Consider the following 14,202-nt stretch of genomic DNA (forward strand, 5'->3'; position numbering starts at 1 on the left):
ACGATAATCATGTATAAGTCATTTGAATTTACGCAAAAACTAAAAACCTTTTTGATTGCGCTAATGGTTATCGGAGCTGTATTAACGATTGCCGGGGTGTTTCTCAATCTGGACCATACTCATCGAATATGGGCCAATGTGTTATTGAATGGGTTTTACTTTACAGCCATTGCAATGAGTGCATTCTTTTTTGTGGTGGTGCATATATTAGGAGAATCGGGTTGGCATACTACTATTCAGCGTATTCCCGAAGCCATGGGACAATATGTTCCATTTGGCGGAGTGATTATGTTGCTGGTATTAGTGGGTATGCACGATATTTACCATTGGACGCATATCGATCCTGATGATACCGTACTGCTGGGAAAAGCTCCTTTTCTGAATCCTCTTTTCTTTAGTGTCAGAACGGTTGTTTATATATTAGTTTGGACATTATTAGTTCGTAAAATACGCAAGCTTTCATTGGCATCCGACGAATCAACCGATATAAAGTTATTTACCCGCAGTCGTAATTGGGCAGGTATCTTTATAGTGTTATTTGCCATAACCAGTTCTACTTCGGCCTGGGATTGGATCATGTCTATCGACTCACATTGGTATAGTACTTTATTCGGTTGGTATATTTTTGTCAGCACTTTTGTGGCAGCAGTGTCTGTTATCATCATTCTGCTGTTTGTATTGCGTCGAATGGGATATATGGATCATGTGAATGATGAGCATATGCATGACTTGGGAAAATATTTGTTCGGCTTTAGTATTTTTTGGATGTACCTGTGGATTTCGCAATACTTATTGATATGGTACAGTAACATACCGGAAGAGACAATTTATTATGTAACGCGTCAGAATGATTTTGAACTGATTTTCTGGGCTAATGTGATCATTAATTTCTTAGCACCATTTTTAATTCTTATGCCTCGAGGAACCAAGCGTAAGATGAACTGGTTGTTGATTGCTGCCATCATTGTTTTTGTGGGGCACTGGATTGATATGTATGTAGCCATTTGGCCCGGAGCTATTGGGCATGCCGAATTTGGGGTTCTTGAAATTGGGATGACTATTTTAGTGGCTGGTATTTTTCTATTCCTGTTTTTTAAACAGTTTGCAAAGGCACCCGTTGTGCCTGAGAATCACCCGTACTTTAAAGAGAGTTTTGACTATGACAATATTCGCTAACGATATGAAGAAACCAATAAAGATATTCAGTTTGGGAGTGGCCTTAATTGCTTTGATGGCTTCGTGCGATAAAAATCGTAATCATCCGGGATATAGCTATTTTCCTGATATGGAAAATTCGCAAGCCTATGAAACGTATGCTGAGAGTCCGGTTTGGGAAGACGGTAAAACCAATCAGTTGCCTCCTGAAGGAACAGTGCCTCGTGAGATGATTCCTTTCGATTTCGAAAAAACTGACGTTAATCGTACATGGGCTGGACAAGAGTTGGAAAATCCATACCATGGCGAAGCTGAAATAGTAGAGAGAGGTAAAGAACTATATGGTATTTATTGTATCAATTGTCATGGTGATAATGGGGATGGGAAAGGGTTTTTATACACTTCCGGTAAATATCCATATCCTCCGGCTACCTTATTATCCGATAAGATTAAAGATAATCCCGATGGAGAAATATTTCATGTAATTACCGTTGGATTTGGGATGATGGGATCACATGCGGCTCAGGTAATTCCCGATGACCGATGGAAGATCATAAGTTATATTCGGCAAGAACTGCATCAATAATAGTTTGTTAATAATAAAGAAGCCACCAGAGCAATTAGCAATGGTGGCTTCTTATTATATATGATATTTCTTATAATCTGATACCTTCTGAAGAAACAGGTACAACCACACTTTCATTTGCCTCCTGATGAGTTGTTGAAGCCAAATTATTATTCGTTGTGCCTTCTTCCTGATAGGCTTCTTTTACTTTATCTTCTTTATTAGATTCCTGTACACGCATAGCAAGAGCATTTTGGATATTGATTCTACGCCCGTTTTTAAACGACATGATAAATGCATCTTCGAAGCCCATGTCTCTAACCACATCAAGAAATTCATCAGCCTCTTTATAATCTATAAATTCACCTAAAGTAAACTGGTTAATTCCTTCATAAGTATCCTGTTTAATGCCGAGTAGATTATCTTCATATTTATCAAGATCAATACCTGTGTAGGCACCAATTTGAATAGCAAAGATAATGCCGTCATAATCTTCTTTAGGTATGGCTCCTTTATGTGTATTGTAAATTATGTGACTTACAGTGTCCTCTTCTACCGGTTGCTCAGGTACTGTATCTTTAGGAGTGACCACTTCAGCTTGTAGAGGTGCTTTCTCTATAGAACTACCTATTCCGGGAAGCATAATCAATCCTTTAAACAATAGAATTGAAAGTAAGGACACGAAAAATACAAGTTGAAAATATAAACTCCTGCGGAGTGTGCCTATTTTAGAAGATTGCTTTTGGCTGGATGAACGTAAGCGCTGGACTTCTTTTTCCATAGCTTCAATCCGAAGCCTTGTTTTTTGCTCGTTGAACTCGTTTTCGGACATGTCAGGTGTTTTATTTAGCACTAAAATAGTTTAAAAAACTATGATTCAATACAAATTCTTCTTTTTTTACCCTTAAAACCCCTGATTTGTTTCTAAATAGGTGTTAAATTCAATTAATTTGGTGATTTTAGTCTAAAATCCTGCCGATTGAAGCACTTCCAGAATGGATGGGTAAGTGTTTTGTTTGATATCATCCAATTTTGTAACAGCTAACCATTGCGCACTAACAATATTTTCCTCAGTCTGTGGAACAGGTTCTGTAATGGCATTAAATTTCATCATATACCAAACGGTTTCCTTTAAATAATTGATACCTTTTTGTTGGTATGTATGAAAAGTAGAGCATAGTTTATATTCAAGCTGCAACGGAGTTATGCCACATTCTTCTGTAACTTCCCGTAAGGCTGTTTCTTCAATGCTTTCATCTAATTCGGCCTTGCCTTTGGGTAAGTCATATACACCCAACCGATGTATTACCAATAAATCATCATTAGCATTTGAAACTAACCCTCCGGCTGCCACAATAAATTTATAGCATTTTTTCAGTTCAGTTAATAACTGATCTTTGGGTCTTCCGTACAAAAAAGCCTTTTGTAAATCAGTATTGTCTTCAAACGACTCAATAAATAACTTCAACTCATGATGCGAGGTAAATTTATGTAATGCATCAAAGTCGTTAGAAATAAGGTCTTGTTCTAACGAGTCGGTTAAAAAAAGTATTCTATCCTTGAAAAAAACTTTATACATTTGCGACATGGAAAAATTAGCAGAAATCATAGCCAATCAGCTGTTGCAAATTAAGGCAATTAAGTTGCAACCTGCAAACCCATTTACATGGGCATCGGGATGGAAATCGCCAATTTATTGCGATAACCGTAAAGCACTTTCGTATCCTGAAGTGCGTGATTTTATTAAGTTACAATTTGCTCGTCTGGTGATGGAGATGTATCCTGAAGTGGATGTTATTGCGGGTGTGGCAACAGGCGCTATTGCACAAGGTGCTTTGGTGGCCGATTCAATTAATAAGCCATTTATCTATATCCGTTCATCGGCCAAGTCGCATGGTATGACTAACCTTATTGAAGGTGATTTGCAACCAGGGCAAAAAGTGGTTGTGATTGAAGATTTGATTTCAACTGGAGGAAGTAGCTTAAAAGCTGTTGAAGCCATTCGTGAAGCCGGAGCTGAAGTAATGGGTATGTTAGCTATTTTTACTTATGGCTTTGGTGTTGCTGAAGAAGCTTTTAAAACAGCTAATGTTGACTTAACAACTTTAAGCTCGTATGAGCAAATGATTCCATCTGCCAAAGAGTCAGGTTATGTATCAGCTGACGATGTGGCTACTCTGCAGGAATGGAGAAAAGATCCTGCCAGCTGGAAGAAGTAAGATATTTATGCATAAACTCAGAGCAAGTCAGGTAATGGCTTGCTCTTTTATTTTACGCTATGACTAAGTTTGAAAGCAAAGTAAAAAAATCAGCGTATCCAGCTGAAACTATTTATAATTTTTTGGGCGATTTTGATCATTTTGGTGATTTAATTCCTAAAGACAAAATTAGCAATTGGAAGTCGGAAGGCGATAGTTGTCGATTTACCATTGATCCGGTTGGTGAAGTGGGATTGCGAATTATTGAAAAAGAAGAAAACAAAACCATTAAGTTTACAGCTGAGGGTAAAACGCCTTTTAATTTCTTTTTGTGGATTCAGTTAAAAGAAGTGGCCGAAGACGATACCCGCGTAAAGTTGACCATCAAGGCTGATATGAATCCGATGATTAAAATGGTTGCCAGCAAACCAATTAATAAGTTCCTGGAAGTTCTTTCTGATGCAATTGCCAATCATCAATACGATAAATAATTACTACAGGTAGTCCCGGAGGGACGCCTGTAATAGCATCGTACGAAAGTGCAATGTTGTTGATGATAATCAGATAGTCCCGCAGGGATGCCTGTAAAGAATTTAGGCTAATTTTATTCCATCTTTATATAATAGTATAAATAAGATGCGAACCTTATGGCAGCTAATAGCTAATAGCCATTGGCTGATGGCTATTATTCCTCCTTATTCAACTCGTCTTTTATAAGTTGTTCTATCTTTTCGAGTTTACCAAGGGGGATTGAATTAATAGTTTTTACCAAATCTATCTCATTATCTGTTTGCCGAAGACTGTTCAGAGGATGCTCGGCTTCAAGTTCTGATTTCGAATCCGGAATCCAGGCAACTACATCATTAGGAGTACATTTTAATAAAATACATAATTTCTCAAGATGAATCATGCCTAAACGTTTCACTTTGTTGTTTTTGATGCGCGAGGCTAATGTGTCAGAAAAACCTGCATTACGCAAATAGGTGAAAGGATGAGCTATACCCCGTGCCTTAAAAATGCGATCAAATCGATAGATTAACATGGGTCTGATTTTTAGTTACTGATTAAAAGTACTTAATATTTAAAAGTAAGTATTTTTTAACTAAAAATAAGTGCTTTGTAATTTAAAATAAGTCGTAAATGCTATACCCATTATATGTTATGATATATATTGATTAGCTTATTCTTAATGGAAATTAGTTTGTGTTTAAATCAAATACGTTATTGTTCTTATTAAAATCGTTTATGCTTTGCAACAATTACTTTATGATATGCATTAAATGATTTATGCTTACATTAAAATAGCAATTGAAGGGAATTGAATAGGCTTTGATTAATATTAAGTATGCTCTATCGCATAATAGTATGCTCTATCGCATAATAGTATGCTCTATAAGCAACTATTCCTGTACAAATTCAACCTCTTTAAAAGCATATTCGCGTAAAGAACCTTCTTCATCCTTAAGGGTCAACAATCCCATTTCATTCACACTTTTAATAGAGGCTCTGAAGTAGCCATTTTCATCTTTAAAGGGGTGTTTACCAATATTTCGGTAGAGTAAACTAAAATATTCGTGGTCAATATCTTTCTCCATGCCCTGCTTCAATTGATTGTATCTTTTCTGAATATGATTGATAATCTTGTCAAGTAATTCATCCAAATCAAAGTCAGTCATACTAATGCCTTTTAACGATACAGGGTTAGGTGCATCAGAAACAAAGTTCGTTTGATTAACATTTAAACCAATACCAATGATACAATAGTCAAGATGAGGTCCCAGGATAGAATTTTCAATTAAAATGCCTGCCAGTTTCTTATCTCCAATATAAATATCGTTGGGCCATTTAATAGTAATACCACATAAAAACTCTCGAATGGTGTCAATCAATCCCAGCGAAACTATTTTAGAAATATAAAATTGCTTGTGAGGTTCAAGAAAATCGGGACGAAGCAATAGACTAAAAGTAAGATTTTTCCCTTTTTCGCTTTCCCATGTGTTACCGGCCTGCCCCTTACCAGCTACCTGATGACTGGTAGTAATGATGATACCTTCATCAAGTTGATGTCGGCCCAGCACCTGCTTCATTTCTTCATTGGTTGATGGCAGTTCGTTGTATCTTATGTAAGTCTTTTCGAAATTATGTGTCATCCTTTCAGTATTGATGTAAAAATGTCAGTTTATGAAAACTAACTTTACCGAAAGGTAAAAATACATCATTTATATATATCTAAAAGTGCTATCTTTGACAGATTGATTTTTTGCGATATTGCCTAACGAGCTGCACTGTATCGCATTATACTGTAAAAGCTACAAAAATCCGAAACTAAGATTTAAGAAAAAAAGAATCAGAAAGGGAATGAAGGAAGAAAATATGACTGCCAAACAATTAGTGAATACCATTGTTGAAGGAATACAAGAAAAGAAAGGCACAAATATTGCGATACTCGACCTTACTGAGTTGGATAATACCATTTGTCAGTATTTTGTAATTTGCGATGGCGACAGTAACACACATGTTGATGCCGTAGCTAATTCTGTTGATGATTATGTGCGAAAGCATGCTGGTGAAAAGCCAAATCACACCGAAGGATTTACAAATGCAGAGTGGATTTTACTCGATTACTTTGACGTAATAGTTCACGTATTTCAACGATCACAGAGGGAGTTCTACAACTTAGAAAATTTATGGGCTGATGCTGAACGCACAGACATAGAGAATTTGTTTTAAAATTAGATGCATTAACATATGGCAAACGAAAAACCAAAAGGTCAAGGAAACGATAAAGAAAAATCGAAATTGCCCAAGTTCAACATGTACTGGGCCTATGGATTAATTGCCGTTGCCTTGTTGCTGGTGAGTCGCATGGATTTTGGCCAGAGCGCACACAGCATTTCTTATAGCGATTTCAGAAAAGAAATTCTAGAAAGTGGTGATATAAAAGAAATCATGGTCATTCGCAACGAAGGGATTGCGGAAATTACCATGCAGGAAGATAAGTTGGATAAGTATAAACATCTCTTTAATGAGAATATTACTAATTCAGGACCTCCAGCTGCAGGTCCACATTTTAAGGTGACCCTGCCTTCAATGGAAGTTTTTAACCAGGATAAACATCTTGCTGAAGAAAAACTGGGAATGGAAATTCCTGATGATTACGAAAACCGTACTGATTTCTTCGGTGAATTTTTCACATTTATGTGGCCTTTATTGCTTTTAATAGCAGTATGGGTATTTATTTTCCGCAGGATGGGAGCCCAGGGGGGTGCCGGTGGAGCCGGTAACATCTTTAATGTGGGTAAATCAAAAGCAAAGATGTTCGATAAAGAATCCAGCATTAATGTTACCTTCCAGGATGTAGCTGGTTTAGTTGAAGCCAAGCAGGAGCTGGAAGAGATTGTTGAGTTCTTAAAGAAACCGGAAAAATATACCGAGCTGGGTGGTAAGATACCTAAAGGAGCTCTTTTGGTAGGCCCTCCGGGAACTGGTAAAACACTTTTGGCAAAGGCTGTAGCTGGTGAGGCTAATGTCCCATTTTTTAGCATGTCGGGTTCCGATTTTGTTGAGATGTTTGTGGGAGTTGGAGCTAGTCGTGTTCGTGACTTGTTTAAGAAAGCCAAAGAAAAAGCACCTTGTATTGTATTTATCGACGAGATTGATGCTATTGGTCGAGCTCGTGGTAAAAGCCCAAATATGGGAGCTAACGATGAGCGTGAGAATACATTGAACCAGCTGTTAACCGAGATGGATGGTTTCGGAACCAATAGTGGGGTTATTATTTTAGCTGCTACTAACCGTGCCGATATTTTGGATAGAGCCTTGATGCGTGCCGGGCGTTTCGATCGTCAGATACATGTTGAGTTGCCGGATTTAAAAGAGCGTAAAGCTATTTTTGATGTTCACTTACGCCCATTACGATTAAGCAAGGATGTTGAAAGTAAGTTTTTGGCAAAACAAACACCAGGTTTCTCTGGTGCCGATATTGCCAATGTTTGCAACGAGGCCGCTTTGATTGCAGCGCGTGGCAACAAAAAGATTGTTGAGAAAGAAGATTTTCTAAGTGCGGTTGATCGTATTGTAGGTGGATTAGAAAAGAAAAATAAAATTATATCAAAAGATGAACGTTCGGCTGTTGCTTATCACGAAGCGGGTCATGCTACCATTAGTTGGTTACTTGAATATGCCCATCCGTTGGTGAAAGTAACTATTGTTCCTCGTGGAAAAGCATTAGGTGCAGCCTGGTATTTGCCCGAAGAGCGTCAGTTGACAACTACTGAGCAAATATTGGATGAGATGTGTTCTGCTTTAGGTGGACGTGCAGCTGAAGAAATCATGTTTGGTAAAATTAGTACCGGAGCATTAAATGACCTGGAAAAAGTTACCAAACAAGCCTACGCTATGGTTACCTATTTTGGTATGAGTGAAAAGGTAGGTAACAAGAGTTTCTTCGATTCATCTGGTCAGTCGGAATATTCATTCCAGAAACCATATAGCGAAAAAACTGCTGAGTTGATTGATGAAGAGGTAAGCCGAATTATTGATGAGCAGTATGCACGCGCTAAAAAGATATTGATTGATAACCACGATAAACATGTTCAGTTGGCAGAAGTTCTATTGGAGCGTGAGGTTATCTTTAGCGAAGATTTAGAAAAATTGTTTGGTAAGCGTAAGCTTTCTGAGCATGTGATTGACGAAGAAGATTTGGAGGGTGATGCGGATGAGGAAGTTTCAACTGAAATAGAAGCTCCAAAAGCTGAAGAAGAAGCTCCGGAAGCTTCATCTGAAACATCTGATAAAAATGAGTCAGAGCCAAAATAAACAATCAAATAACGACCGTGAAAGAATCTTAAACAGATTAAGATCGGCAAAGAATATAAATGACGGATCGATCTCGGCAAGAGATCGATCCGTTCGTGTTTTTCCTCAGCCTGAAAATTTGTTGGCTACCTTTAAAGATGAACTCTCAAAAATAAAAGGCAAGGCAATTGAGTTTTCGGGAAGTGAAGAATTGATTTTAGTGGTTCAGCAGATGGTTGAAGAGCGCCAATGGAAATATTTATTTACTCGCGATCCATATTTATTTAATCTCTTCAATGATAAGATTAACACCAGTTCAAATGAAGATGATTTTGAGCATATGGAGGCTGGCATAACTACATGTGAGTATCTGATCTCGCGCACAGGTTCGGTTGTCGTTAGTTCCATCCAGCCATCAGGTAGGTTGATGAATATTTTTCCTCCCGTACATTTAGTTGTGGCCAAAGCATCGCAATTGGTTCCTTTTATAGAAGAAGCTATACAAGGAATGAAAGAGAGATATGAAGGTGCATTGCCTTCGCAAATGACGATTATTACCGGAGCCAGCCGAACAGCCGACATTGAGAAGACGCTGGTTATGGGTGCTCATGGCCCCAAAGAACTGATTGTGTTAATAGACATTGATGCTTAATTTTCAAATTTGCAAGGATATATTAACTTTGCACCGCATTAATGTCAATCGATGAATAATTTTATACAGCGCACCTTAACAGGTATCCTCTTCGTAGTAACGGTTGTTGGGTCTATCCTATACCATCCTGTTTTGTTTTTTTTAGTTTGTTTATTGGTTGCATTTGTTGGAATGCTTGAGCTGAAACGCTTGCTGGAACGCAAATACGACAAAGTTAATCTATTGGCAGCCCTATCGCTGGGACTGGCTTTTCAACTTTTGGTTTTTCTCGACACAATGGATCTGTTGAATCAAAGTTGGTATGTGATCTTAATGCCAATTATCTGGATTCCTTTCGTTCGGGAATTGTTTAAAGGAGGTGAAAATCCTTTTCAACGCATTGCTCTTACCTTATTGGTACCTATATATGTATCATTACCCATGTCTTTCTTGTATCTAACAGGATGGGTCGACGGCGAATTCAATGGATTTTATCTGTTGGGTTTTTTTGCTATGGTTTGGTGTAACGATACAGGCGCTTATCTTGTGGGTGTTACCCTTGGAAAGCATAAATTATATGAAAGAATTTCACCAAAAAAGACCTGGGAAGGATTTATTGGCGGAGTTATATTTACATTTGCAGCCGCTTATATTATTTTTAAGCTAACCGGTTTGGCTGCATTAGGTGTATGGATGGGTGCCGGCCTCATTATATCAGTGTTTGGAACATTGGGTGATTTAATTGAATCAATGTTGAAAAGAAATGTTGACATTAAAGATTCAGGTAATATATTGCCAGGACATGGCGGAATACTTGATCGATTTGATGCCGTTTTATTTTCGGCACCAATGGTGTTTGCACTATTTGTTTTATTCGGATAATTGTAATTTTTAAATATGACTATACATAAAGAAGGGTACTCAACATTATTTGTAGTGCTTATTGTTTTATTGGCCATCAATACTGGTATTTATTTTTTAGGCGGTATTGAAATTACAAAATATACCACGCTAGCATCGGTAATATTTTATTTCTTAATTGTTAATTTCTTCAGAAGTCCTAAAAGAGATGCCATAATTCAGGATGGAGCAATTATTGCCCCTGCTGATGGTAAAGTTGTTACTATTGAAGAAGTTGAAGAAGGTGAGTTTTTGAAAACCAAATGTCTTCAGGTTTCAATATTTATGTCTGTTTTTAATGTGCATATTAACTGGTTTCCTATAAAAGGAGTAGTGAAGTATTTCAGACATCATAACGGACGATTTATGGCTGCCTATTTGCCAAAATCATCAACCGAAAACGAACGTACAACAGTTGTTTTGGAGAACAGTAAAGGTACACAGATATTAGTTCGTCAGGTTGCCGGAGCAATGGCTCGCCGAATTGTGTGTTATGCCGAAGAAGAAAAGAAGGTGGCACAGGCAGAGCAAATGGGTTTTATTAAATTTGGTTCAAGAGTTGATTTGTATTTGCCTTTGGATTCAAGAATTGATGTTGAACTAGAGCAAAAGGTAACGGGCCGACAAACAATTATTGGCTGGTTAAAATAAAAAGATACTACTATTTAGATAGAAGGGTTGCCGTTTTGGCAGCCCTTTTTTTGTGTCGTTTATTCATTGAATTTTAACACATCTTAAACCATAGTCCAACTTTATTGTTATAAAAGTGCTTTGGGGATGATGGTTTAAGGTGTTAGTAATGCGCTGTTTGTCATTAAAACATATAATGTAGAAAAAAGAGCAAAATTGTTAAAAAGAATAAAAGATTAAAAAGTATTATTTATATTTTAGCAGCTCGTCAAGAATTGTGAATATATGAGGAAGATATTAATCATTTTAAGTACCGTTTTATTCTTATTTGATTCCGCAGCTCAGAATCCGGAAAAAATAGGAATTATTGAACACCTGGATGAAACTGTTCCTGACGATATTGAATTGGTGGATATAAATGGAGATAAGGTCAAAATTGGTACTTTATTTACAAAGCCTACTGTTTTTAACTTTGTCTATTATCGTTGTCCTGGAATTTGTACCCCTTTAATGGATGGTATTACCGAAGTGGTTAATGGTTCTGATATGGTTTTAGGAGAAGATTACCAGATTGTAACAGTTAGCTTCGATTATACCGAAGGATCCGATTTGGCATTGAAGAAGAGAAATAACTACTCGATGTTGGTTAAGCAGGAAGGTATGGAAAAGGGGTGGTTGTTTTATACTGCCGATAGTTTGAATGTTACACGATTAACCAATGCACTTGGGTTTAGTTTCAAACGTACCGGTAATGATTTTATACATACTGCTGGTTTAATTCTTATTAGTCCGGAAGGAAAAATTACAAGGTACTTAAACGGTACTTATTTTTTACCATTCGAATTTAAATTAGCTGTTATTGAAGCATCCAAAGGAATACCGGGACCAACTGTCAATCGGATATTGCAATTCTGTTATAGTTACGATCCTGTTGGACAATCATATGTTTTAAACATTACAAAAGTAGCCGGAATATTAATATTGGTGATTGCCGCGTTGGTACTTCTGGTGTTAACGGTTAAACCCAAAAGAAAAGTAACTAATTAAAATTAACATCAATCCTTAGTCTATGTCAAATCATATATCAGAAACTACAACACATGTTAGTTTTAGAGAAGAAAAAGGAAGATACAAGGGTATTTTTGCCTGGATCTTTTCAACTGATCATAAACGAATAGGGCTGCTGTATTTGTATGCCATCGTTACCTTCTTTTTAGTGGGAGTTTCGTTAGGGGCTGCCATGAAACTGGAATTGATTGCTCCGGGCAAAACGATAATGAATCCTGAAGCATACAATGCCATATTTACACTTCATGGTGTTATTATGATTTTTCTTGTTGTGGTGCCAGGTTTACCAGCTGTTTTCGGAAACTTCTTTTTACCGATAATGATTGGGGCTAAGGACGTGGCTTTTCCAAAATTAAACCTCTTGTCGTGGTGGGTTTATATGGTAGGAGCAGTAATTGCTTTGTCAGCTCTATTTATGGGAGGTGGACCGCCAGATACGGGTTGGACATTTTATGCTCCATATAGTTTTAAAACCAATACCAATATGCTTCCGGCTGTGATTGGGGCATTCGTTTTAGGATTCTCTTCCATTCTAACAGGTATTAATTTTATTGTCACTATTCATCGCTTAAGGGCTCCGGGAATGACCTGGTTCAGACTGCCTTTATTTCCATGGACACTGTATGGAACAGCATGGATTCAAATTCTGGCCACTCCAATCGTAGGTATCACCTTATTAATGATTGTTGGAGAAAGATTATTTCATATTGGATTCTTTGATCCTGCCTTAGGGGGTGATCCTATTTTATATCAGCATTTGTTCTGGATCTATTCACATCCGGCAGTATATATAATGATATTACCTGCCATGGGAGCTATCTCTGAGATCATTCCGACTTTTGCCAATAAATCGATATTTGGCTATAAAGCAATAGTTATATCAACCTTGGCCATTGCTTTTGTTGGATATTTTGTTTGGGGGCACCATATGTTTACTTCCGGAATGAGTGGAACAGCATTGTATACTTTTTCATTTCTAACATTTTTAGTTGCCATTCCTAGTGCTATTAAGGTCTTTAATTGGGTAGGAACATTGCATAAAGCATCCATACAATTAGAGCCACCGTTCTTTTGGGCAGCTTCATTCTTGTTTGTTTTTATGATTGGAGGTTTATCCGGATTGGCTTTAGGAGCTTTAGCAACAAATGTACATTTGCATGATACTGCTTTTGTTGTAGCACATTTCCATTTTATTGTCTTTGGAGGTGTTGGGTTTGCCTTTATGGGCGCCATCCATTATTGGTTTCCTAAAATTTGGGGTCGAATGTATAACACTAAAGTGGCTACCCGTGGTTGGATTATGTTCTTTATTGGATTTACCACTTTATATCTTCCAATGTTTTTCCTGGGAATAGATGGCATGCCTCGTCGTTATTACGATTATGTTGATCGTTTTCATGGACCGAACATCATTTCAACTATTGGCTCATGGGTTATGATTGCCGGATTAATTATCATTTTGGTAAACCTGATTAGAGGAGCTAAAAAAGGACCAAAGGCAACAAAGAATCCATGGGGAGGAAAAACTTTGGAGTGGGAAGTGGATTCTCCTCCAACACTTGAAAATTTTGAAGAAATACCTGTTATTAAACGTAGTCCATACGATTACAGATAAAATCCAAATAATATGAGTCAAACTATTGCATTATCACATGATATCCATCGCGACGATGAAGGGTCGAAGATTGGGATGTGGCTTTTTATTTTTACCGAACTACTGCTTTTTGCCGGTTTGTTTATTGTGTATGGTGTTTATCGCTACTTAAATCCAGTAGCTTTTCATCTGGCAGCCGAAGAATTAAGTGTTACAGTAGGAACGGTAAATACCATAATACTTTTAGGAAGTAGTGCATGTATGGCAATGGCTAGTAGTGCCATTCGTATGCGAAATAAAGGAATGACTATGCTAATGCTAGCCACTACATTATTTATTGCCTTTATGTTTCTGGTGAATAAATATTTCGAGTGGGAAGGTAAATTTCATCATGGTTTATTTCCCGGGAGTGAAGATTTATTGAAACTGGGGCAGGGAGATACCTTATTTTATGGATTATACTTTTTTATGACAGGGTTACATGCACTTCATATTATAGTTGGTTTTATACTAATCACTATTGTAAGTGTAAGGGTTAATAATAATACACTAACAGCCGATAATCCTGTGTTGTTGGACAATGCCGGTTTATATTGGCATTTAGTTGATTTAATCTGGATATTCTTATTTCCATTATTTTACCTAATCGCTTAAATACAGAACT

The 14,202-nt window shown here is 37.2% G+C and carries 16 protein-coding genes; 12 read left to right on the forward strand and 4 right to left on the reverse strand.

Annotated features, from left to right (window positions below; translation table 11 throughout):
* Positions 1-9 precede the first annotated feature (9 nt).
* Together KEM10_RS01215 and KEM10_RS01220 are read left to right on the forward strand one after the other, a co-directional pair.
* The gene (locus KEM10_RS01215) at positions 10-1,176 is read left to right on the forward strand and encodes a hypothetical protein (RefSeq protein WP_212212416.1); all 1,167 of its coding nucleotides are present in this window, start codon (positions 10-12) and stop codon (positions 1,174-1,176) included.
* A 4-nt stretch (positions 1,177-1,180) separates the two neighbouring features.
* On the forward strand, positions 1,181-1,741 hold the full coding sequence (locus tag KEM10_RS01220) for a c-type cytochrome (RefSeq protein WP_212212419.1): 561 nt from the start codon (positions 1,181-1,183) through the stop codon (positions 1,739-1,741).
* A 70-nt stretch (positions 1,742-1,811) separates the two neighbouring features.
* On the opposite strand, the gene KEM10_RS01225 is transcribed toward KEM10_RS01220, so the two are convergent.
* Together KEM10_RS01225 and KEM10_RS01230 are read right to left on the reverse strand one after the other, a co-directional pair.
* Positions 1,812-2,552 (reverse strand): hypothetical protein, encoded by a 741-nt coding sequence (locus KEM10_RS01225; RefSeq protein WP_212212421.1) that lies wholly within the window; start codon positions 2,550-2,552, stop codon positions 1,812-1,814.
* 132 nt (positions 2,553-2,684) lie between these two features.
* On the reverse strand, positions 2,685-3,299 hold the full coding sequence (locus KEM10_RS01230; RefSeq protein WP_212212424.1) for an NUDIX hydrolase: 615 nt from the start codon (positions 3,297-3,299) through the stop codon (positions 2,685-2,687).
* Positions 3,300-3,306: 7 nt separating this feature from the next.
* On the opposite strand from KEM10_RS01230, the gene pyrE reads away from it, so the two are divergent.
* Together pyrE and KEM10_RS01240 are read left to right on the forward strand one after the other, a co-directional pair.
* Positions 3,307-3,939: an orotate phosphoribosyltransferase gene (gene pyrE / locus KEM10_RS01235; RefSeq protein ID WP_212212426.1), complete on the forward strand. Its 633-nt coding sequence runs from the start codon at positions 3,307-3,309 to the stop codon at positions 3,937-3,939.
* Positions 3,940-3,998: 59 nt separating this feature from the next.
* On the forward strand, positions 3,999-4,409 hold the full coding sequence (locus tag KEM10_RS01240; RefSeq protein ID WP_212212428.1) for an SRPBCC family protein: 411 nt from the start codon (positions 3,999-4,001) through the stop codon (positions 4,407-4,409).
* A 194-nt stretch (positions 4,410-4,603) separates the two neighbouring features.
* Here KEM10_RS01240 and KEM10_RS01245 read toward each other — a convergent pair whose 3' ends face one another.
* Both KEM10_RS01245 and KEM10_RS01250 read right to left on the reverse strand, forming a co-directional pair.
* Complete coding sequence (locus KEM10_RS01245; protein WP_212212430.1) at positions 4,604-4,960, reverse strand: helix-turn-helix domain-containing protein; 357 nt, start codon at positions 4,958-4,960, stop codon at positions 4,604-4,606.
* A gap of 358 nt (positions 4,961-5,318) precedes the next feature.
* Positions 5,319-6,068: a biotin--[acetyl-CoA-carboxylase] ligase gene (locus tag KEM10_RS01250; protein WP_212212432.1), complete on the reverse strand. Its 750-nt coding sequence runs from the start codon at positions 6,066-6,068 to the stop codon at positions 5,319-5,321.
* Positions 6,069-6,276: 208 nt separating this feature from the next.
* On the opposite strand from KEM10_RS01250, the gene rsfS reads away from it, so the two are divergent.
* From rsfS to KEM10_RS01290, 8 genes are all read left to right on the forward strand, one after another.
* Positions 6,277-6,648, forward strand: a complete 372-nt coding sequence (rsfS, locus tag KEM10_RS01255) for a ribosome silencing factor (RefSeq protein ID WP_212212434.1) — start codon at positions 6,277-6,279, stop codon at positions 6,646-6,648.
* 18 nt (positions 6,649-6,666) lie between these two features.
* Positions 6,667-8,736, forward strand: coding sequence for an ATP-dependent zinc metalloprotease FtsH (gene ftsH / locus KEM10_RS01260; protein ID WP_212212435.1), 2,070 nt, complete (start codon positions 6,667-6,669; stop codon positions 8,734-8,736).
* Entirely contained in the window at positions 8,717-9,367 is a 651-nt protein-coding gene (locus tag KEM10_RS01265) for a LutC/YkgG family protein (protein ID WP_212212436.1), read from the forward strand. The genes ftsH and KEM10_RS01265 overlap by 20 nt, the downstream gene beginning before the upstream one ends.
* A 51-nt stretch (positions 9,368-9,418) precedes the next feature.
* On the forward strand, positions 9,419-10,228 hold the full coding sequence (locus tag KEM10_RS01270) for a phosphatidate cytidylyltransferase (RefSeq protein WP_212212437.1): 810 nt from the start codon (positions 9,419-9,421) through the stop codon (positions 10,226-10,228).
* Between the two features lie 15 nt (positions 10,229-10,243).
* A complete protein-coding gene (locus tag KEM10_RS01275) occupies positions 10,244-10,897 on the forward strand; it encodes a phosphatidylserine decarboxylase family protein (RefSeq protein WP_212212438.1) in 654 nt (217 codons plus the stop codon).
* A gap of 264 nt (positions 10,898-11,161) precedes the next feature.
* Positions 11,162-11,923, forward strand: coding sequence for an SCO family protein (locus KEM10_RS01280; RefSeq protein WP_212212439.1), 762 nt, complete (start codon positions 11,162-11,164; stop codon positions 11,921-11,923).
* A gap of 22 nt (positions 11,924-11,945) precedes the next feature.
* Positions 11,946-13,559: a cytochrome c oxidase subunit I gene (locus tag KEM10_RS01285; protein ID WP_212212440.1), complete on the forward strand. Its 1,614-nt coding sequence runs from the start codon at positions 11,946-11,948 to the stop codon at positions 13,557-13,559.
* A 12-nt stretch (positions 13,560-13,571) separates the two neighbouring features.
* Positions 13,572-14,192, forward strand: a complete 621-nt coding sequence (locus tag KEM10_RS01290; RefSeq protein WP_212212441.1) for a cytochrome c oxidase subunit 3 family protein — start codon at positions 13,572-13,574, stop codon at positions 14,190-14,192.
* Positions 14,193-14,202: the final 10 nt, after the last annotated feature.

It is taken from the genome of Carboxylicivirga linearis (assembly GCF_018271995.1).
GTDB classification, from domain to species: Bacteria; Bacteroidota; Bacteroidia; order Bacteroidales; family Marinilabiliaceae; genus Carboxylicivirga; species Carboxylicivirga linearis.